At 36.4% G+C, this 20,457-nt stretch carries 20 protein-coding genes; 4 read left to right on the forward strand and 16 right to left on the reverse strand.

All coding sequences use genetic code 11. From position 1 onward, the window contains the following. Window positions 1-141: 141 nt before the first annotated feature. From ACI6PB_RS07620 to ACI6PB_RS07685, 14 genes are all read right to left on the reverse strand, one after another. Window positions 142-765 carry a helix-hairpin-helix domain-containing protein gene (locus ACI6PB_RS07620; RefSeq protein ID WP_309510868.1) on the reverse strand — a complete coding sequence of 208 codons (624 nt, stop codon included), beginning with the start codon at window positions 763-765 and terminating at the stop codon, window positions 142-144. 39 nt (window positions 766-804) lie between these two features. Continuing rightward, window positions 805-1,860, reverse strand: coding sequence for a SepM family pheromone-processing serine protease (locus ACI6PB_RS07625; protein ID WP_034543883.1), 1,056 nt, complete (start codon window positions 1,858-1,860; stop codon window positions 805-807). 6 nt (window positions 1,861-1,866) lie between these two features. Then, the gene (gene coaD / locus ACI6PB_RS07630) at window positions 1,867-2,358 is read right to left on the reverse strand and encodes a pantetheine-phosphate adenylyltransferase (protein ID WP_309510867.1); all 492 of its coding nucleotides are present in this window, start codon (window positions 2,356-2,358) and stop codon (window positions 1,867-1,869) included. A gap of 2 nt (window positions 2,359-2,360) precedes the next feature. After that, window positions 2,361-2,915 carry a 16S rRNA (guanine(966)-N(2))-methyltransferase RsmD gene (gene rsmD / locus ACI6PB_RS07635; RefSeq protein ID WP_025084712.1) on the reverse strand — a complete coding sequence of 185 codons (555 nt, stop codon included), beginning with the start codon at window positions 2,913-2,915 and terminating at the stop codon, window positions 2,361-2,363. Continuing rightward, window positions 2,915-3,181, reverse strand: a complete 267-nt coding sequence (locus tag ACI6PB_RS07640; RefSeq protein WP_025084713.1) for a YlbG family protein — start codon at window positions 3,179-3,181, stop codon at window positions 2,915-2,917. Before ACI6PB_RS07640 ends, rsmD begins: the two co-directional genes overlap by 1 nt. Before the next feature lie 4 nt (window positions 3,182-3,185). Further along, window positions 3,186-4,358 (reverse strand): FtsW/RodA/SpoVE family cell cycle protein, encoded by a 1,173-nt coding sequence (locus ACI6PB_RS07645; RefSeq protein ID WP_025084714.1) that lies wholly within the window; start codon window positions 4,356-4,358, stop codon window positions 3,186-3,188. Window positions 4,359-4,489: 131 nt separating this feature from the next. Then, window positions 4,490-6,349, reverse strand: coding sequence for a translational GTPase TypA (typA, locus tag ACI6PB_RS07650; protein WP_034543886.1), 1,860 nt, complete (start codon window positions 6,347-6,349; stop codon window positions 4,490-4,492). Between the two features lie 55 nt (window positions 6,350-6,404). Next, window positions 6,405-7,184: an inositol monophosphatase family protein gene (locus ACI6PB_RS07655; RefSeq protein WP_056955700.1), complete on the reverse strand. Its 780-nt coding sequence runs from the start codon at window positions 7,182-7,184 to the stop codon at window positions 6,405-6,407. Continuing rightward, a complete protein-coding gene (locus ACI6PB_RS07660; protein WP_025084716.1) occupies window positions 7,168-7,458 on the reverse strand; it encodes a UPF0223 family protein in 291 nt (96 codons plus the stop codon). Before ACI6PB_RS07660 ends, ACI6PB_RS07655 begins: the two co-directional genes overlap by 17 nt. A 132-nt stretch (window positions 7,459-7,590) precedes the next feature. Then, a complete protein-coding gene (gene lpdA / locus ACI6PB_RS07665) occupies window positions 7,591-9,018 on the reverse strand; it encodes a dihydrolipoyl dehydrogenase (protein ID WP_404327240.1) in 1,428 nt (475 codons plus the stop codon). A gap of 5 nt (window positions 9,019-9,023) precedes the next feature. After that, window positions 9,024-10,313: a 2-oxo acid dehydrogenase subunit E2 gene (locus tag ACI6PB_RS07670; protein WP_404327241.1), complete on the reverse strand. Its 1,290-nt coding sequence runs from the start codon at window positions 10,311-10,313 to the stop codon at window positions 9,024-9,026. 25 nt (window positions 10,314-10,338) lie between these two features. Further along, a complete protein-coding gene (locus ACI6PB_RS07675) occupies window positions 10,339-11,316 on the reverse strand; it encodes an alpha-ketoacid dehydrogenase subunit beta (protein ID WP_056955698.1) in 978 nt (325 codons plus the stop codon). A gap of 2 nt (window positions 11,317-11,318) precedes the next feature. Next, window positions 11,319-12,419, reverse strand: a complete 1,101-nt coding sequence (gene pdhA, locus ACI6PB_RS07680; protein WP_025084718.1) for a pyruvate dehydrogenase (acetyl-transferring) E1 component subunit alpha — start codon at window positions 12,417-12,419, stop codon at window positions 11,319-11,321. A 149-nt stretch (window positions 12,420-12,568) separates the two neighbouring features. Beyond that, window positions 12,569-13,567 carry a D-2-hydroxyacid dehydrogenase gene (locus ACI6PB_RS07685; RefSeq protein WP_025084719.1) on the reverse strand — a complete coding sequence of 333 codons (999 nt, stop codon included), beginning with the start codon at window positions 13,565-13,567 and terminating at the stop codon, window positions 12,569-12,571. A 222-nt stretch (window positions 13,568-13,789) separates the two neighbouring features. Here ACI6PB_RS07685 and def point away from each other — a divergent pair, with 222 nt between their 5' ends. The 4 genes from def to ACI6PB_RS07705 all read left to right on the forward strand — a co-directional run bounded on the left by def (window position 13,790) and on the right by ACI6PB_RS07705 (window position 17,404). Further along, window positions 13,790-14,350 carry a peptide deformylase gene (gene def, locus ACI6PB_RS07690; protein ID WP_025084720.1) on the forward strand — a complete coding sequence of 187 codons (561 nt, stop codon included), beginning with the start codon at window positions 13,790-13,792 and terminating at the stop codon, window positions 14,348-14,350. Window positions 14,351-14,487: 137 nt separating this feature from the next. Beyond that, entirely contained in the window at window positions 14,488-14,700 is a 213-nt protein-coding gene (locus ACI6PB_RS07695) for a DNA-directed RNA polymerase subunit epsilon (protein ID WP_025084721.1), read from the forward strand. A 3-nt stretch (window positions 14,701-14,703) separates the two neighbouring features. Further along, a complete protein-coding gene (rnjA, locus tag ACI6PB_RS07700) occupies window positions 14,704-16,395 on the forward strand; it encodes a ribonuclease J1 (protein ID WP_025084722.1) in 1,692 nt (563 codons plus the stop codon). Between the two features lie 55 nt (window positions 16,396-16,450). Continuing rightward, window positions 16,451-17,404 (forward strand): diacylglycerol kinase family protein, encoded by a 954-nt coding sequence (locus ACI6PB_RS07705; protein WP_056955697.1) that lies wholly within the window; start codon window positions 16,451-16,453, stop codon window positions 17,402-17,404. 18 nt (window positions 17,405-17,422) lie between these two features. Here ACI6PB_RS07705 and ACI6PB_RS07710 read toward each other — a convergent pair whose 3' ends face one another. Together ACI6PB_RS07710 and ACI6PB_RS07715 are read right to left on the reverse strand one after the other, a co-directional pair. Beyond that, window positions 17,423-19,801 (reverse strand): ATP-dependent RecD-like DNA helicase, encoded by a 2,379-nt coding sequence (locus tag ACI6PB_RS07710; protein WP_404327242.1) that lies wholly within the window; start codon window positions 19,799-19,801, stop codon window positions 17,423-17,425. After that, the gene (locus ACI6PB_RS07715; RefSeq protein ID WP_025084724.1) at window positions 19,794-20,456 is read right to left on the reverse strand and encodes a tetratricopeptide repeat protein; all 663 of its coding nucleotides are present in this window, start codon (window positions 20,454-20,456) and stop codon (window positions 19,794-19,796) included. Before ACI6PB_RS07715 ends, ACI6PB_RS07710 begins: the two co-directional genes overlap by 8 nt. Between the last annotated feature and the right edge of the window lies 1 nt (window position 20,457).

Here is a 20,457-nt window from a genome sequence, read left to right on the forward strand (position 1 = left end):
CGTCTTGGTGTTTTTATTTTGAGCTTTTATTGAAAGTGGCTAACTTGATTATAAAATTCGCCGAATAATTTATTTTCGAAATAAACTGTTATTAACAAAACTATTATCAAAGCGGGAAAAATCAATTTACCTCTCATTAGCTTAAACTGTCAGTTGATCTTTCAGTTTGGCTAAACTCTTCTCACCAATCCCTGAAACATTAATTAAATCATGTAGTGTCTTGAATTGACCATGTTCTTCACGATAAGCAATGACTTTTTCGGCTTTTTTAGGACCTATACCTGTCACATCTTTAAAATCATCAACTGTCGCCGTATTAATATTCACTATTTTTTTGTTTTGAGTATCGTTTGATGAATTTGTACTGGTAGGAGTTACTTTCTCACCTTTAATTGGAATATAAACCTGCATCTGATCAACTACTCTTTTGGCTTGGTTGATTTGTTTCAGATCTGCGTTGGCAGTAAACCCACCGGCTGTCTGTATCACTTCTTGTATGATTGCTTTATCCTTTACATGGTAAACGCCAGGCTTTTGGACGGCACCTTGTACATCAACAACTATCATCTGTGGTTCTTTTGCTTTCGAATCAGTTTTACTCTTTTTAGTTTCATCTTTTTGAGTTGTTAATTCTTGCTTAGGCTCTAACGTACTAGTAGGCGTTACCTTGTGGAAAAGGAAAAAATATCCTCCTAGTACTACAATTACGATACCCGTCAATAAAACAATTTTTTTATTTCGAACGTATTGATAAACTTCTTCCATTTCAATCACCTCAAATTAAATTACGAAAAAAAACAGCCCTTATTTGGACTGTTTTGTTTTTTCAAGATAATTAATTGCATCATTTAAGTTCTTTACGGGTACAATTTTCATCTTCGTATGAATTTTTTTAGCGGCACGTTTGGCTAAATTGTAATTGTTAACGTAACCTGGTTCATATTTTTTAATTTCTTTTGTTACAGGATCATCCGGAGCAAAGAAAATTGTTGCGCCCATTTCGGAAGCTGCATAGACCTTCTTCTCAATTCCTCCGATAGGACCAACTGTTCCATCTGGGGCAATAGTTCCTGTTCCCGCAATAGTACGACCAGCTTTCAAATCTTTATTACTGATTTGTGAGTATACTTGCAAAGTAAACATTAAACCTGCCGAAGGTCCACCAATACTGCCCGCATCAATTTTTGTTGGAGGATTACCCTTAGCCTGTGTGTTATCAGTCAAAGTAATACCTAAACCGTATCGTTTAGTATCTGCTAGTTTAACAAGTTTACCTGAAGCTGACTTCTTTTTACCATCACGTACGAAATTAATTTTGACAGTAGATTTTTTATTCTGCTTCTTAACATAATTGATAAACTGAGCCGAGTTCTTAAAGTGGTAGTTATTGATGGATGTGATCGTATCACCAACTTGCAATTTATTCTTAAAAGCAGAGTTATCCATGATATCCATAATATAGACACCTAAATACTTCTTAGTAAATGGCTTTCCCGCCTTGGAATAAGCTGCTTGAATCGCGTTATTAGTTGCTGATTTCATATAGTACTGTTGAACTTGAAAATATTGTTGGCTATTTTCATTTCCCATCAATTCTTCTTGTGAGTAAATAGTTTCAAAATCATTTCCCAATGACTTAAGCAATGTAAATGGCGTCCCACTTACAATTCCAACTGTCGTTAATAGCAAGTTACCCTTTTTCTTATCTTGCTTACCATTGACCTTTACAAATTGAGAAGTATCTTCGGCACTACCTGGAACTTCTAAATAATAACCTGTTGGTGTAAAGAAGAATGCCATGACAACAATAAAAATAAATATAGCACCAAAGATTTTATTTCTAGTTTTGTTAAATCTCAAAATAGTTTATTCCTTCCTCAATTTCTTTATCAATTCTAAAGCGACTGCTTGAGGTACAAATTCCGATATATCGCCACCAAACCTGGCCACTTCTTTCATCATTGATGATGATATCGTAGCATATTGATCATTTGCTAGCAGGAATATCGTTTCAATATTCTTATCTAAAACTTTATTAATTGAGGCTACGCCTGACTCATAACCAAAATCATCCGGATTACGCATCGATCGAACCATGAAACCGGCCCCTAATTGACGAGCCAAATTAGTTGAAAGTTCCGATTTACCATCTACGACAGAAACATTACTTAGATCCTTGATTTCAGCTTCAATGAAGGCTTTCTTTTCCTGATAAGAAAATAAATATTTTTTTGATGTATTAGTCATAGGTGCTACGTACAATTTATCAAACAACTTGGAGGCACGACGGATTATATCCAAATGACCATTAGTAATGGGATCAAAACTACCTGCATAGAGTCCAACTCTTTGTGACATACTTATCCTCCAAACTGATACAATGCAACTTTGGTATCTTTATAGTTCTTTTCTTTGAGTAAATCTATTTTGCCAAAATTAGCGAGGTCAATATCATAATCTGTTTCATCAACAATAATGGCGCCAGGGTTTAATAAATCCCCTTCTACCATATCTTCTATGATCTGCTCTGTGATCTTCATACGATAAGGTGGATCCAAAAATACCAAATCAAATTTTACTTGATCATTTTTAAATTTAGTTAAAGCTTCAGTTGCCGCAGTTTTCATAACCACAAAACTTTCATTGGCACGAGTCTTATCAACGTTCTCTTTGATTGTATTAATAGCTTTATAAGCTTTATCAACTAAGTAAGCTGTTTTATAACCACGCGATACAGCCTCGATACCTAAACTACCAGTTCCTGCAAACAGATCTAGGGCCACACCATCATCAACTAGATATGGCGTTAACATGCTAAAAACCGCTTCCTTAACTTTAGCTGATGTAGGGCGAGTATTATTGCTAGGAACTGCCTTTAAATTCAATCCACGAAACTTTCCTGATACAACTTTCATTAATTTTCCTCTTGCTTACTTTCAGAAGTTTTTAAAACATAATGTTCATCTAATTCTTTACGATGAGCCAATGAAACTCTTTTTACGTAATTCTTGGAATTCAATTCTTTTCTAACTTCTGCAACTCGATTAGAGTTTACGTACATCATTACATATTTCATTTTAGGGGAAGTGTAGTAGATTGTACCGTAACGTTGCAATTTCTTCCGCCATTTGAGTGAATAGACCCAAACATACAAAGCTTGGCGCTCCACTTTTTTAAACATAAGATCACCTTGTTCTTTCAAATTTATTCGTAGCATCCAGATTAAGCACGATTCCTAAAGCAATCGACAATATCAGCATACTGGACCCACCATAACTGATGAACGGTAAAGTAACACCTGTTAGAGGAATCATACCGAGTAATCCTCCCACGTTAAGTATTACTTGCGTCAACATCATTGTTGCCACTCCATAACAAACTAAAGCATTATAATTTTTCTTAGCACGGACACCAATAAGGATGATCCGTAATATAATCAACGCTAAAAGTGATAACACAACGATATCACCTACTAAACCCAATTCTTCACTGATAACAGCTAGAATAAAATCGGTATGTGGTTCTGGTAAATAGCCACGTTTTTGAATCCCATTACCTAAACCAACACCAAAAACACCACCATTACTAATTGCATAAAAGGAATTAACCAACTGTGCACCAGCGTGCTGCTCCAATTTAAAGGGATGTTGCATCGCAAGAATACGTTGGTATTGATAATGACTAGTAATAATTGAAGGAGCCAATTTAAAAATGCCATAGATTGATAAGCCTAAAAAAGCACCTAAGCCCACACTCAATCTAACAATATATTTACCGGGAATCGTTGAAGCACCCAAAAGAACCCACGTAATTAGCGAAATAACGATAGCTCCACCAAAGTCAGGTTGAATCAAAAGTAAAATAACAATTATTGCTACCACTAAAATTGGAGGTAATACTTCAAAACCTATTTCTTTCCAATTTTGATACGACAACAATCGTTCTTGTTTACTAGTTAGTACAAAAGATAAATACAAGATCAGAACCAACTTAGCTAATTCCAATGGTTGATAATTAAATGGTCCAATAGGAATCCACGCTACCGCACCATTAACACGTAAACTGGGAAACAATTTACCTAAAATTGGTAACGCTGCTAAGGACAGTACTGTAAAGAGCAACGCATACTTAATAAAATGACGATTTTTAAAAATCTTAGCTTTAAGGATAAAATTGAAATAACATAAGAATAATCCCAGTATTGCAAAAATGGCCTGTTTAACTAAGTATTGCGTGGTGCTTCCGCCAGAAACCAGTGAATTGTAAAAACTGGCTGAATAAACCATAACGATTCCAATACCTAGTAAGATGATATATGGAATAACAATCCATAAGTCAATTTTTTTTAATTTTTTCACATCTTAGCTCCTAAAATCTAATAATAAGATTATACCACCAAATAATACCAGAAAAAAACTGTCCTACCTTGTCTTTTTGGCATAAAAAAAGAAGCTAAGGAAATTCATCCTTAGCTTCACAGATAATCTATTTATTTAGACATTTTCTTTGTTTTGTCAAACTTCTTACGTTCGTTTGTGTTTAAGATCTTCTTACGTAATCTAACACTCTTAGGTGTTACTTCACAAAGTTCGTCTTCATTTAAGAATTCGATTGATTGTTCAAGTGACATTGCCTTTGGAGTCTTGATAGCAGCAGCATGATCTTTACCTGAAGCACGAGTATTTGTAAGGTTTTTACCTTTAGTAACAGTAACAGCGATATCTTGATCACGACTACTTTCACCAACGATCATACCTTCATATACATCAACACCAGCACCGATGAACAATGTACCACGATCTTCAACAGATTGTAGTGAATAGGTAGTTGATGGACCTTGGTTGATTGAAACCAAAGCACCAGTTCTTCTACCTGGGTTCCAATTTCTAACAACTGGCTTGTATTCTGAGAATGTATGGTTCAAAATACCATAACCACCAGTCATTGATAAGAACTCTGTTGAATATCCAATCAAACCACGTGAAGGTGCTGAGAAAATAAGTCTTGTTTGACCATTTCCAGTACTTTCCATGTTTTGCATATCACCCTTACGTTGTGACATTGAGTCGATAACTGAACCAACGTATTCGTCAGGAGTATCAATAGTTACTTCCTCAAAAGGTTCACACTTTTGATTATCAACTGTCTTGTAAATAACTTCTGGACGTGATAGTTGTAATTCGAAACCTTCACGACGCATTTCTTCAACAAGGATTGACAAGTGAAGTTCACCACGACCTGAAACTAGCCATGAACCAGCTTGGTCTGTGTTTTCAACTTTAAGAGAAACATCAGTATGTAATTGTCTTCTTAAACGATCTTCGATCTTTCTAGCAGTGACTTCTGTACCTTCACGACCAGCGAAAGGTGAGTTGTTTTGCAAGAATGTCATTTGTAGTGTTGGTTCATCAATACGTAGCAATGGAAGTGCTTCTTGATGGTCAACTGGTGTAACAGTTTCACCAACATAGATGTCTTCCATACCAGAAACAGCAATTAAATCTCCGGCTTTAGCTTCATTGATTTCAACACGGTTCAAGCCCATGAAACCAAATAGTTTTGTAACACGGAAGTTCTTTGTAGAACCGTCAAGCTTCATAACAGTAACACTGTCACCAACCTTGATCTTTCCACGGAAGATACGTCCGATACCGATACGACCAACGTAATCGTTGTAGTCTAGTAAGGCAACTTGGAATTGTAGAGGTTCATCTGAGTTGTCAACTGGTGCAGGGATTGTCTTCAAAATAGTATCAAAGATAGGGTTCATTGTGTGTTCTTGGTCAGCAGGATCATCTGAATAACTTGATGTTCCGTTAATAGCTGAAGCATAAACAACTGGGAAATCAAGTTGTGAGTCATCAGCACCTAATTCGATAAATAATTCAAGAACTTCGTCAACTACTTCAGCAGGACGAGCACCTGGTCTATCAATTTTGTTGATAACAACAATTGGTGTTAAGTGTTGTTCCAAAGCCTTCTTCAACACAAAACGTGTTTGTGGCATTGTACCTTCATAAGCATCAACAACCAAAAGTACACCATCAACCATCTTCATAATACGTTCAACTTCACCACCGAAGTCCGCGTGTCCTGGTGTATCCAAAATATTGATCTTCTTGCCATCGTAATCAACAGCAGTATTCTTAGAAAGGATTGTGATTCCACGTTCTCTTTCAATAGCATTTGAATCAAGGGCACGATCTTGAATTTCATAATGTGATCCTAGTGTGTCTGATTGTTTTAACATTTCGTTAACTAATGTAGTTTTACCGTGGTCAACGTGAGCGATGATCGCAATGTTTCTAATATCTTCTCTTCTCTTAGTCAAATTAGTTCTTCCTTCCATAAATACGTGTTTAAATTACTAGCAATAAAAAAACTGTGAAACTTCTCACAGTTCACTAACGCGTTTTGACTGTCGTCAGTGCTTCAGAAACAACTTTCTGAGTACCAACTATTACGACTTGTGATTTTAGCATATTTATTGGTGCATCGTCAATACTTACCACACTCATACCTGCAGCTTCACATAAGACACGCCCGGCAGCCAAGTCCCATGGTGCTAAGTATGACATATACATGACTTCTTTTCCAGTCAAGAGATGACCAAAAATAATTCCTGCACTTCCATAAACCCTGAAACCACTACTTTTCTTAATGACATCCTGAACATTAAATTTATTAGCCAAAGCCATCGGTGCCGAAACATCGACTAAACCTTCAACCAAAGGTAAATTTCTTGGAATATCTATTCTCTCATCATTAATGAACAAGCCAATTTCTTTACCGCCGTGGTAAATGTTATTACCCATAACATCTATAATAGCACCAATTAATGGTTTACCATCAATGTAAGCGCCAATCATTGATGCAAAATCGTCTCCACGTTTAACAAAATTCATTGTACCGTCGATTGGATCAACAAAAAATACCAATCCTGACATGTCTGTTACTAAGTCACCATAGCCCTCTTCACTAACAATCGTAGCCTCAGAAAAAGCTCTTTTTAGTTCGGAATTAACATAACGTTCAGTTTTTTTATCAAAATTTGTCACTAAATCATTTCGATTCTTTTTTGTATCAACTGATTTCTTTTTTAGAGCATCATCTCTCAAACTCTTACCCACATTTTGTAAAAGTTCTACTAGAAATTTATCTATTTCCCTACTGTCTACTGTCATTGTGAATCCTTACTTTCTCGCCTTTTTTTGCTGTACGACACTTTTTAAACACTTGATAGATAGAATAGCCCGATTCAAACTCAAATTCTTTGTCTAATTTCTTTTGCTCCATTTTCATTGGAACCACTTGTTGGAATGAGCGATATTTTTGCAAAAAATCATCGCTTTTTATACTTGATTCGTAGGCTTTTTCAACCGCATTATATAAAGCAATCACTTTAACAATTTCATCTTGTGACCATGTCTCATCAAGAGGATAACTGTAATTATGCATTGATAGCTCCCTTCATTTTTACTCTACTATACAAAAAAAGCGATACAATTGCATCGCTTTTTTACGGAAATAATTAATTTAGTATACGAAAAATCCTCTTTTCGGTTTCTAAACGTTCTTCCCTTTTCTCTATTAAATGTGTGTTGGATAGCCAATTAAAATATCGGCAGCTTCTTGAATAGGTTCACCCAAAGTTGGATGTGGATGAATTGTGAGCGCAATATCCTCAGCATTAAGTTGACAGTTAACAGCTACACTTAATTCAGAAATCAAATCACTAGCTCCTGGTCCAACGATTTGACCACCTAGTAAAGTACCTGTGTCTTTTTGAGCAATCAATTTAACGAATCCTTCAGCAGCATCAAGTGAGACAGCACGTGCATTTCCGGCGAATGGGAATTTGGCCACTTTGACATCAATTCCTTTATCCTTAGCATCTTTTTCTGTCAAACCTACACTAGCTAGTTCAGGATCGGTGAAACAAACCGCAGGAACACCAATATAGTCGTTAGCTGTATGTTTACCTGAAATTGCTCCAGCAGCTGTCTTAGCCTCAAAGAAGGCTTTGTGGGCCAAAGCTGGTCCTGGTGTAATATCACCAATTGCATAAATATTATCGACGGAAGTTTTACCTTGTTCGTCTACTTCAACTAAACCTTTTTCAGTCAATTTAACATTAGTCATTTCAAGTCCAAAATTATCAGTATTTGGACGACGACCAACGGTTACCATACAATAATCAGCACTGATTGTTGTTGGCTTGCCATCGACTTCATAAGTTACTTCAACACTATCACCCTTGTTTTCACTCTTCTTGGCCATAGCGTTTGTAATAATTGTAACGCCCTTCTTTTCAAGATTCTTTTTAACGATTGAAACCATATCTTTTTCAAAGTTAGGAATAATGTTAGGTGAACTTTCAAGGATGGTTACATGTGAACCCAAATCAGCATATGCTCCGGCTAATTCTGTTCCGACATAGCCACCACCAATAATGACGAATTCCTTTGGAACTTCTTTCAAATTAAGTCCGCCGGTTGAATCGATGACACGATCATCAAACTTAAATCCTCTAATTTCGATAGGACGACTACCAGTTGCTAAAATTAAGTGCTTGAACTTGATGGTTTGTCCACCACCATTGTCCATGAACTGTCTAGGACCACTTGGCATAACTCTCAATTGTGTATCGCTATCTAAATAAGCTTCACCATTGATTAATTCAACATGATGTTTCTTCAAAAGCATTTGCACACCGCCAGTCATTCTGGCAACGACTTTTTCATCTTTCCAAGCTTGAGTTTTAGTAAAATCAATTGTGGCATCACTAGTGGTAATTCCATAAGTTGATGAATCTTTGGCTTGTTGTAGTCTGTGTCCAGCTGTAATTAAAGCCTTTGATGGAACACAACCAACATTTAAACAAACACCACCAACAGTATCTGATTTTTCAATAATAGTAACATCTTGTCCTAATTCTGAAGCTCTGATTGCTGCAACGTAACCACCAGGGCCGGAACCAATAATAACGGTATCTTTTTCTATTACGTTTTCTGCCATGTTAACTAGCCCTCCATTAATAACATATCTGGATCATGCAACAATTTCTTCAAAAGATTCAAAGCATTTTGTGCTAAAGCACCGTCAATCAATCTGTGATCGTAACTCAATGATAACTTCAACATGTTACCTACTTGAATGTTGCCATCCTCATCAACATAAGGTTCTTTAGCAATTTTACCAACACCAAGAATTGCTACTTCTGGATAATTAATAACTGGTGTGAACCAGCCACCACCAATAGAACCGACATTACTAATTGTAATTGAACCACCTGACATCTTATCCATGCTCAATTTGTTGTCATAAGCAGCTTGTGAATTTTCAGTGATTTCTTTAGCAATTTCAAACATACCCTTAGAATCAACGTTCTTAACATTTGGAACATAAAGTCCATGTTCTGTGTTAGTTGCAATACCAACATTGTAATAATGTTTGTAAACAATCTCTTCAGTAGAGTCGTCAATTGAAGCATTCAATTCTGGATATTCTTTCATTACGGCAACCAAAGCTTTTACGATATAAGGTAAAAATGTTAAATGAATGCCCTTATCAGCGGCAGTTGCTTTATATTTCTTACGGTTGGCCATCAAAGCGCTTACTTCAACGTCATCAAAACTAGTTACGTGTGGAGCTGTGTGTTTACTATTGAGCATTGCTTTAGCAATAGCTTTTCTAGTCATAGACATCTTCTCACGTGTTTCGAGTTCTGGAGTAGCCGACTTGTATGGTGTAATTGTATTTGTTGATGCTGGTGCTGCCGGTGCTGCAGATTGAGTAGCTGCTTGTGGTGCAGCACTACCATCGAATGAATCTACATCAGCTTTAGTAATCTGTCCGTGCTTGCCACTAGGTGTGACCTTTGCCAAATCTACACCTTTGTCACGAGCATACTGGCGGACTGAAGGCATTGCCAAATAGTGAGCATCAGCTGATCCAGTAGCTGGACCGGCAGTAGCTTCTTCTTTAGATGCACTTTCAGTTGTTTTATCAGAATCGGACTTTTCAGCTTCTTTATCATCTTTAGCTGGTTGGTCATCGTCACCTGTATCAGGAGAACCATCGTCAATCACAATCAAAGTGTCACCGATCTCAACTGTATCTCCCTCTTGAGCAACGATTTGTTTAACAGTACCAGCAACTGGTGAAGGTAGTTCTTCAACAGATTTGTCGTTTTGAATTTCTACTAAGGAGTCATCTTCTTTAACTGTGTCTCCTTCTTTTACTAGCCAGCTGGCGATTTCACCTTCGGCCATCCCTTCACCTAATTCAGGTAATTTAAATTTGTAAGCCATAGTTGGATTCCCTTCCTTCGATTAATTAGTAGTTGAGAATTTCATTTACTTTTTCTTCAATTTCTTTTGCACGTGGAATCCAAATGTCTTCACCTAAAGCAAATGGATATACACTATTTGGAGCTGCAACTCTACCAATTGGTGCATCAAGAGAAAGAACCGCATCTTCGGCAATAGCTGAGGCAACTTGTGCACCCACACCAGCTATTTTTTGTGCTTCTTGAACGATAACTACTTTATGAGTCTTTTCGATTGACTTAAAAATTGTGTCGGTATCAATTGGTGAAACTGTTCTAAGATCAATAACTTCAACAGAGATATTCTTCTTTGCCAAATCATCAGCAACTTTCAAAGCTTCATTTACTTCAGCACCGTAAGCTACGATAGTGATGTCATTACCCTCACGAGCAACATTAGCCTTATCCAAAGGAACTGTATACTTGCCATCAGGAATATCATCTTTCATTGAACGATATAATTTCAAATTTTCCATAAATAGTACAGGATCGTTATTTTCAACTGATGAAATCAATAATCCCTTAGCATCATATGGATTACTTGGCATAACAACACGTAATCCTGGAGTACTTGCAAAAATATTTTCCAAGTTATCAGCATGCATTTCAGCTGTATGGGTACCACCACCATAAGGTGTACGAATTGTTACGGGTGCTGTCTTTAATCCGTCAAAACGGAAACGCATTCTAGCTTCTTGACCAATAATTTGATCAACAGCTTCAAGTGAAAAGCCCATAAATTGGATTTCAGGAATTGGACGCCAACCAGTTAAGCCTAATCCAGTTGCTAATCCTAAGATTCCTGATTCAGCTAAAGGTGTATCGAAGACACGATTTTCACCGTATTTCTCTTGAAGCCCTTGAGTCGTTCTGAAAACACCACCGTTTTTACCAACGTCTTCACCAAAGATCAAAGTTTTTGGATCATCTTCAAGAACAATGTCTAAGGCGTCTGTAATTGCTTGAATGTAAGTTTTCTTAGCCATTTTTACTTCGACTCCTTTGCTTCAAATTTAGCGATTTCTTTCTTCATTTCTGGAGTTGGAATTTCAAAGGTACGTTTCAACATATCTGAAACCTTATCCTCGGGAACTGCATCAGCTTCCTTAATTGCTTCCTTGAATGAAGCTTTATATTCATCAACTAACTTATCTTCTTGTTCTTCAGACCATAGACCCTTGTCTTCAAGAACTTTTCTTAAACGAATTAATGGATCTTTATCAAACCATGGTTGTTCTTCAGCCTTAGTTCTGTAACGTTTAGGGTCATCACCAGCACTTGAGTGAGCACCGAAACGATATGTTAAGGTTTCAATCATTACAGGACCATTCCCAGCTGTAATATATTCACGAGCAGCTTTAGCTACAGCATAACAAGCTAAGATATCCATACCATCAACTTGAATACTTGGAATACCAGCAGCAACAGCCTTTTGAGCTAGTGTTGGGGCAGATGTTTGTTTTGCACGTGGTGTTGAAATGGCAAAACCGTTATTTTGAACAATGAATAGAGCAGGTACTTTAAAAGCACCAGCAAAATTCATTCCTTCGTAACTATCACCTTGGGAAGTACCACCATCACCAGTATAAGTAAATGCGATAGCATCCTCGCCGTTCTTCTTTAGACCCATAGCTACACCGGCTGCCTCATCATATGCGGCACCAATGATAATTTGTGGCATCATAGAACGAGCCTCAAACTTGTTACCAGCAACATGTCCACGTGACCACAAGTATGCTTGAGTTACTGTTGCACCATGTTGAATTAATTGAGGCACATCACGATAAGCTGGAAGAAGATAATCATTCTTCTTCATTGCCAAAACAGTTCCCATCTCAGAAGCTTCCTCACCTTCAGTCGGTGCATAGAAACCCATCCGACCTTGGCGAGAGAAGTTCATTGTCTGTTCATGCAATGCACGCTCCCATACCATCTTTTTCATAAACTCAACTAAATCATCATCTGAAAATGAATCAAAGACTTCTTGATCTGTTATCTCAGCTTTTTCATTCAATACTTGAATGGGTTTTGAAACATTTGATAAATTATTTTTAAGTGCTTCAAAATCAACAATTGGTTTATTTGCCATTCTCCACAGTCCTTTCATAAAAACTTATCCCTTGTGAATTCTGTAAGGGCTTTCATATAAATTTAGTCTAACATTGATTGCTCAAAAAACAAGTAGTTTGGGCATCCTTTGAATATAAAATATTTTATAATAGTTTGTGAAAGTGGTCACTATTTTCCTAAATCTATCTCATTTTCTGAAGCTCCAGTCTTTAATTCTGAAACCATAGCATTTAATGAAACAGTGGCCATATTTTTAACCGCCTTAGTTGTATAAAATGCGATATGGGGTGTCAGAATAAATCTTGGACTTTTAATTACCTTATCTAGTACTTCATCAGAAAATTCTTGATCACTTAAATCAGAATTGAAGACGCCAACTTCTTTTTCATAAACATCCAAAACAGCCCCATAAAGCTTACCTGATGCTACAGCATCATATAGATCCTTTGTATTGATCAAGTCACCACGTGCCGTATTAATAACGATAGCGTTATCTTTCATTTCAGAAATCGACTTACTATTAATTAAAGTATTACCTTTACCAAGACTTGGAATATGTAGAGTTACCACATCAGATTCCTTTAATAGAGTATCGAGATCATCGACATACAATCCTTCTTTTTCCAATTCTGGATTGTGAAATTTATCATATGCTATAACTTTTGCTCCAAATCCTTGATAAATTTTTATAGCTGCACGGCCAATTCTTCCGGTACCAGCGACACCCACTGTAAGTTGATTTAGCTCACGGCCGATATCCGGAGCCCATTGAAAATCATGTTGGTCCACTTTTCTGATCATATGTTTTAGATTTCTTAACAAGGCCATTAGACCGGTAACTGAGTATTCTGCAATAGCCTCTGGTGAATAACTAGGTACATTAGTTAAACGAATCTGATTCTTCTTAAGAGCTGCAAATGGAACATTATCAACACCGACATTTCGGAGTGAAAGAACATGAATTCCATATTCATTCATCGTATCGAAAATTTTCTCATCATATGGCAATTGTTGATAAGCAACAATTCCGTCGTAACCCTTTGCTAGCTGAACGGTCTCAGGCGTTAGTAAATCGGAAACGATTTTTACTTCTATATTACTCTCTTTAGACCATTCCTCGATATATTTCTTTTCATCTTCTCTGACACCAAAGTCAATTAATTTCATATAAAACCTCCAGTAGCAATATTTATGCATTATCGTGTAATCGATAACATATAAGAATATTTTATCATGTACCCCCTTCTCAAAACAAAGATAGTACATTCGAAATCGCTTTCTAAAAATTCTCAGACATATTTTTTATCAAATCCTTCTATTTTTGTCGAAAAATAATCTATAATAGATATACTGAAGTATTTTTATACAATTAGACATTTGGAGGAAACTATGTATTTTATGAAAGATATCGTCCGTGATGGCGATCCTGTTTTAAGAAAAGTTGCAGCAGATGTTAAATTCCCATTAAGCGATGAAGATAAAGCTTTGGCTGCTAATATGATGGAATATCTTGTTAAGAGTCAAGATGAAGAATACGCTGAAAAACACCAACTACGTGCTGGCGTCGGTTTGGCTGCTCCTCAAGTAGGCGTTTCAGAAATGATGGCCGCTGTTTTAGTACCAAACGAAGAAGATCCTGATAAGCCTCTTCTAAAAATCACTTTGATCAATCCTGTTATTGTCAGAAATTCAGTTCAAAAGGCTGCTTTATCTGAAGGTGAAGGCTGTCTCTCAGTTGATAAGGACGTACCTGGATTCGTACCACGTGCTGATCGTATTACTATTAAATATGATGATTTTGAAGGTAATTCTCAGACATTACGTGTCAAAGGTTACCCTGCTATCGTTTGTCAACATGAAATTGATCATTTGAATGGTCATTTATATTATGACAAGATCGATAAGAAGGAACCATTCACTCTCGATCCAAGTACTGTTGTAATTTCTTAATACAGCCTTCAAGTATACTTACTATTTTATATATGGTAGAATTGTGCTATCTATTGATTAACGCACAAATGGACTAGAAAAAACGTCAAATGAAACTGACCTGTTTCATTTAATTCGATTTAAAGGAGAAAATCATATTGATTTATAAAGTTTTATATCAAACAAGCGAACTAGATAACCCCCGTCGTGAATTTACACATTCACTATACATGGATGCTGAATCAAGCATTGCTGTACGTGAAGCAGTTGAAAAGAATACCGACTATAACATTGAATTTATTCAGGAACTCGACGAAAAGCACTTAGAGTACGAAAAAAAGAGTCCTGAGTTTAAATTGACGGAGTTTTAGTTAATGTCATTTAAAGTTAAAAATAATGAAGTTGCCGTTTTTGCCATCGGGGGCCTTGGTGAAATCGGTAAAAATATGTATGGAGTTCAGTATCAAGATGAGCTAATTGTTATTGATGCAGGAATTAAGTTTCCCGAAGATGAACTTCTTGGGATTGACTACGTCATTTCCGATTACAGTTACTTAGTAGAAAACAAGGATAAGATCAAGGGACTATTTATCACTCACGGTCACGAAGACCACATCGGTGGTATTCCTTATCTACTCCAACAGCTTCCAAATATCCCTGTTTACGCCGGTCCATTGGCATGTGCATTGATCAAGGGTAAATTGGAAGAACACGGATTATTAAGAACTACAGAAATGCATGTCTTACATGAGGATGATGTTATCAAATTCCCTAAGACAAGTGTTTCCTTCTTTAGAACTACCCACTCTATCCCTGATACTTTAGGTGTCGCTGTCCATACGCCACAAGGTATTATCGTTGAAACTGGTGATTTCAAATTTGATTTGACTCCAGTTGCTGGCCTACCATCACCCAACCTACAAAAGATGGCTGCTTTAGGACAAAAAGGTGTCTTGTGTTTACTATCAGATAGTACTAATGCTGAAATCCCTACATTTTCAAAATCTGAACGTTCAGTTGGTTTGACAATTCATCAAATATTCGAAACTATCAGTGGCAGAATTATCTTTGCTACCTTTGCTTCTAATATTTATCGTATATCACAAGCTGTCGATGCTGCTATTCAACAGGGACGTAAGATTGCTGTCTTTGGACGAAGCATGGAACAAGCAATCGAAAATGGTCGTGAACTAGGTTATCTTAATATTTCTGACGATATGTTGATTGATCCACATGCTTTGAATCAGACACCTGCAAATGAAACTTTGATTCTTTGTACCGGATCACAAGGTGAACCACTAGCTGCTTTGAGTCGTATTGCTAACGGAACACATAGACAGATCACTATTCAACCTGGAGACACTGTTATCTTTTCAAGTAATCCAATTCCTGGTAATACTATCAGTGTTAATCACTTGATTAATCAATTATCAGAAGCTGGTGCCGAAGTCATTCATGGTAAAGTTAACAACATTCATGCTTCAGGACATGGTGGACAAGAAGAACAAGAATTAATGCTTCGTTTAATGAAGCCTAAGTTCTTCATGCCGATTCACGGTGAATATCGTATGTTGAAGATTCACACTGAACTTGCTGCTCTCTGTGATGTTCCTCAAGATCATTCATTCCTCTTGGAAAATGGTGATGTTCTAGCATTAACTAAAGACAATGCTAGAGTTGCAGGTCACTTCCCCGCTGGCGATGTTTACGTTGATGGCAAGGGTGTCGGTGATATTGGTAATGTTGTTATTCACGATCGTCAAGTTCTTTCAGAAGAAGGAATGGTCGTTGTTGTAGCAACTATTGACTATCAAAAGCACATTGTTCTAGCCGGTCCTGATATCCTTTCTCGTGGCTTCGTTTATATGCGTGAATCAGGTGAATTGATCAACCAAGCACAAAAGCGTGTTTTCCACTTGATCAAGAATGCTTTTGATGATGACGAGAATAAAGTAACAGAAGCTATTCTTAAACGAGTTATTATTGAAGGATTACAAGAATTCCTCTACAAACGTACTGAACGAAATCCTGTTATTCTTCCAATGCTTATTGGAACTTCAATCTAAATTCAATTTTAAAGTAGATCACTTGATCTACTTTTTTTATTTAAAGGGTTACAAAATGGAAAAAACTGAAAGAATCGAAATAATTTTAAACCATCACGCTGGAAGTGGACGTGCTCAAAAAGCTTGCAACAAAGTTACAAGTTTTCTAAAACAAATAGATATTCCATACGAAATTCACTTAACTAAATGTAACGGTGATGGTCAAAGAATTGCTAAGCAATTAGCCAATCTCCATCAAGCTAATAAAATTGTCGTCATCGGTGGCGATGGTACTTTAAATCAAGCCGTTAACGGTATTAAGTCTTCTAACTATCCAGACACCGCCTTAGGCTATATTCCCGGTGGTTCTGGTAATGACTTTTGTCGTGGTATTAAATTAAAGACCAAAGATCCAGTCATTTTAATGCAAGCTATCCTTTCCTTGAAAGAACCACGGATGATTGACGTTGGGAAAGCTACTAGCAAAGACTTTTCTCATTATTTTATTAATAATATTGGAATCGGTTTTGACGCTAGTACCGTCTATTACACCAATCATTCAGAAAGAAAAGAATTTCTCAATAATTTAGGCTTAGGAACACTCTCCTACTTTACCAACCTGCTAAAAGTACTTAAACGTCAGAAAGCCTTCGGATTAGATGTCAATTACCAACAACATCAAAAACACTTCGATTCTGCTTACGTCGTTGTTGCAACCAACCATCCCTATTTTGGTGGTGGCTTTGCTATTGATCCTACCGCATCTCCTTTTAACCATCATTTAAATTTGGTAGTGGTTAAGAAGATCAGTACACCTAAACTTGTTAAATTATTGACCAGATTGTTAACAAATGGATCACACTTACAAGATAAAAATGTTTGGCATATTGAAGCTGAACAGTTCGAATTAAAAAATTACACCGAACAACATGGCCAAATGGATGGCGAAGAATTAAATCAACATGAATTTGATTTTAATTTCGAAACTAGTCGACACCCGTTCTGGTTACCTATAAAAAATAACGCTTAATGTGACTTCTCAATCACACTAGGCGTTATTTTTTTCGAGAAAATTATATGGAGTTACATTATCCATACCAATCATTGGATCAATAGAATTATTCATTACCATATCCAATGTTAAATGATAATCCTTCGGTTCAGCCTTATCCTCTTCAGGCTCTCCCCTTTTAGGGTTAATTTTAAAAGTAGCAAAAATTCGTTCCTTTAAAGTAGTCTGACGTTCGTTTGACTGATCACGAATGGACCTTTCAAAAGCCGAACGGTCGCCAACCATAATCAAGAGACGTCTTGAACGAGTTACTGCTGTATATAGTAAATTACGACGTAACATTCTTGATTCTTCATTGACTAAAGGTAAAATAACCATTTCGAACTCCGAACCCTGAGCCTTATGAATCGAGGTACAGTAAGCTAGAGAAATATTAATCCAATCCTTACGATCCAATGAAACTTCATTACCATCAAAATCAATAATTAGTTTATCAACGTGATCGGTATTTTCCTTAGCTAAAATTATCCCGACAATTTTACCAATCTCACCATTAAAAACATTATCTTCTGGAGTATTAACCAAATAAACGACTTTATCATTAATCCGATACTTAGTATTACCAACAGAAACTTCTTTTCGTTTAGGTGCCATTGGATTCACAACATTTTGAATAACAACATTCAAATTATCAATACCTGCTTGACCTCGATACATCGGTGCCAAGACTTGAACATCAGCAATATCAAACCCACGGTCCTCTGATTTGCTAACAATTTGTGATAGAACCTCTGGAACATTTCGACTATTACAATTGATAAAACTTCGATCAGCTTTATTTTGGAAAATAGCATCATCAATAATACCTTCATTAATATCATGTGCCAATTGAATAATAGTTGAATCCTCATCCTGACGGTGAATTTCATTCAAAATTGTTGTTGGGAAAACATCGCTGTTGATCAAATCTGAAAACACTTGTCCTGGTCCTACTGATGGTAACTGATCTTTATCACCTACAAGAACAACTTGTGTACCAGGTTGAACTGCATTGATCAGTGTTCTAAAGAGTTTTGTATCTACCATGGACATCTCATCAATAATCAAAAGCTTACAATCTAAAGTTGGTTCGGCAAATTCATCATCTTCAGTTCCTGTTAAACCTAGTAAACGATGAATTGTCATTGCTGGTAAACCAGTAGACTCACCCATATGTTTAGCCGCCCGACCTGTTGGTGCAGCTAAAGCAATCGCATAATCTTCAGAACTAGGATCAAGTGTTGCATCATTTAACTTAGCATAAGATGACACAATAGCATTAATAATAGTAGTCTTACCAGTTCCAGGACCACCGGTTAAAAGAAAAATTGAATGCGTTAATGATTGTTCGATGGCTTTTTCTTGTGACTCATCATATTGAACTTTAAAAGTCTTTTCAACATGTTTCAATTCCTTTTTAAATTGATGTTTGGTCCATTCCACACCTTTAAAAGTATCAGTAATCATTTTAAGTGACTGTGCAATCGACCATTCACTATCAGACAAATTCTTTTCGTAGACGTGTCCATCTTCAACTGCCAATGCACCATCATTGACTAGTTTTTTCAAGCCTGATAATAATTTTTTATTCAAATCCGGAGTTGAATTGGCATTCAGAACACCACTTGCACGTTTGATCAGATCATTCTGAGATACAAAAGTATCCCCCGTTTCATTGATGATCAAACTAACCATTTGAATCAAAGCACCCTTAATTCTTCGAGGATCATCACCCGTGATACCCAAACGTTTAGCTAATTCGTCAGCACGTTTAAAACCAACACCTTTGACATCCAAAACTAACTGATATGGATCCTCTGTAATTTTATCCAACGTTTGAGCACCGTATTTTTGAAAAATGCGAGCACTCAAAGTAGTTCCAAAGCCATAATTATTCAGTTGGTACAGTACTTGCTCGGTTAGATGATTCTTAGAAATTTGATCAACAATATTGTTAGTTTTTTCTTCACCCAACTTCAAGAAATCGAGAGCATGAGGATCTTGCAAAATTTTATCAATTGCATTCTCTCCCAGCTCATCAACAATCTTTTCAGCCTTCTTTTTACCGATACCGGGAAATTCATCGCTGGAAAAGAAACTAATCAATTCTTTACGTCCACTAGGACGACTACGCTTATAAGAAGTGGCTTGAAATTGTTTACCGTATTTTGGATGATCAACCATATTGCCTTCAAAACGATATTCTTCTTCTTCTGAAATTTCACCAAAACTACCAGTTACGACAATATCATTAGCATCCCAATCTGTATTGGTTTTCTTGATCTTGATCGTAAAGATTTTAAATAAATTTTCAGGATTCTCAAAGAATATGGCTTTAACGGTGCCAACAAAATACTGTTTATCACTTTCAGTCATTCTTCTCTCCTTGTTGTTTGATAAATTCTTGGAGATCGGCTAATTTTTTTTCATGTTTCAAATAGTAGGCCTGATCTAATTTTTTAGATTCATTTAAATAACTTTGATAATCCTTCTTAAGATTCATTGCACATAATGCCATATTAAAGTAATTCTTGGCCTCTGGATGGATTTCATTAGCTGTCCTGTAAAATCCTAAGGCCTCATCAAAATTACCGTTAGCCAGCAATAAATCGGCTAATAATTCATTAGCTTGTAAATCTTTGGGAGCTTTTTCAACAGCTGTCAAAGCGTACATAATTGCTAATTGACGTTTTCCCTGCTGATCCAATGTTTTAGCCATCATAAAATAAGCTTCAAAGGCATAATTATCATCAATCAGATTCTGGAAAATTTGATTAGCTTTATCATACTTATCAGCCAAATAATAAACATTTCCCAAGTTATAAAGTAGATCTTGATTGTCTTTAAACATTTCCAAGGAACGAGCCAAAAGTTCTTCAGCTTGCTCCAAATCTCCAGCTTGCACTAAATAAGTTGATAATTGTAAAATTTCTGGTAATTGTTTCGGATTCTTATTTAAATCAGCAACAAGTAATTTAATTGCCTCTTGTTTATTCCCATCGTTAAATAATTGTTCTGCTTTTTTATCCATC

The organism is Companilactobacillus paralimentarius, assembly GCF_963227125.1.
In the GTDB taxonomy this organism is placed as follows: Bacteria; Bacillota; Bacilli; order Lactobacillales; family Lactobacillaceae; genus Companilactobacillus; species Companilactobacillus paralimentarius.

Coding starts and splice junctions, on each gene's coding strand:
- ACI6PB_RS07710 (WP_404327242.1), bottom strand. CDS start 19,801: ATGACTGAAAGTGATAAACAGTATTTTGTTGGCACCGTTAAAGCCATA.
- ACI6PB_RS07655 (WP_056955700.1), bottom strand. CDS start 7,184: ATGACAGTAGACAGTAGGGAAATAGATAAATTTCTAGTAGAACTTTTA.
- ACI6PB_RS07715 (WP_025084724.1), bottom strand. CDS start 20,456: ATGGATAAAAAAGCAGAACAATTATTTAACGATGGGAATAAACAAGAG.
- typA (WP_034543886.1), bottom strand. CDS start 6,349: ATGGAAGGAAGAACTAATTTGACTAAGAGAAGAGAAGATATTAGAAAC.
- lpdA (WP_404327240.1), bottom strand. CDS start 9,018: ATGGCAGAAAACGTAATAGAAAAAGATACCGTTATTATTGGTTCCGGC.
- pdhA (WP_025084718.1), bottom strand. CDS start 12,419: ATGGCAAATAAACCAATTGTTGATTTTGAAGCACTTAAAAATAATTTA.
- rsmD (WP_025084712.1), bottom strand. CDS start 2,915: ATGAAAGTTGTATCAGGAAAGTTTCGTGGATTGAATTTAAAGGCAGTT.
- ACI6PB_RS07620 (WP_309510868.1), bottom strand. CDS start 765: ATGGAAGAAGTTTATCAATACGTTCGAAATAAAAAAATTGTTTTATTG.
- def (WP_025084720.1), top strand. CDS start 13,790: ATGTATTTTATGAAAGATATCGTCCGTGATGGCGATCCTGTTTTAAGA.
- ACI6PB_RS07685 (WP_025084719.1), bottom strand. CDS start 13,567: ATGAAATTAATTGACTTTGGTGTCAGAGAAGATGAAAAGAAATATATC.
- coaD (WP_309510867.1), bottom strand. CDS start 2,358: ATGTCACAAAGAGTTGGACTCTATGCAGGTAGTTTTGATCCCATTACT.
- ACI6PB_RS07670 (WP_404327241.1), bottom strand. CDS start 10,313: ATGGCTTACAAATTTAAATTACCTGAATTAGGTGAAGGGATGGCCGAA.
- ACI6PB_RS07675 (WP_056955698.1), bottom strand. CDS start 11,316: ATGGCTAAGAAAACTTACATTCAAGCAATTACAGACGCCTTAGACATT.
- ACI6PB_RS07640 (WP_025084713.1), bottom strand. CDS start 3,181: ATGTTTAAAAAAGTGGAGCGCCAAGCTTTGTATGTTTGGGTCTATTCA.
- ACI6PB_RS07705 (WP_056955697.1), top strand. CDS start 16,451: ATGGAAAAAACTGAAAGAATCGAAATAATTTTAAACCATCACGCTGGA.
- ACI6PB_RS07660 (WP_025084716.1), bottom strand. CDS start 7,458: ATGCATAATTACAGTTATCCTCTTGATGAGACATGGTCACAAGATGAA.
- rnjA (WP_025084722.1), top strand. CDS start 14,704: ATGTCATTTAAAGTTAAAAATAATGAAGTTGCCGTTTTTGCCATCGGG.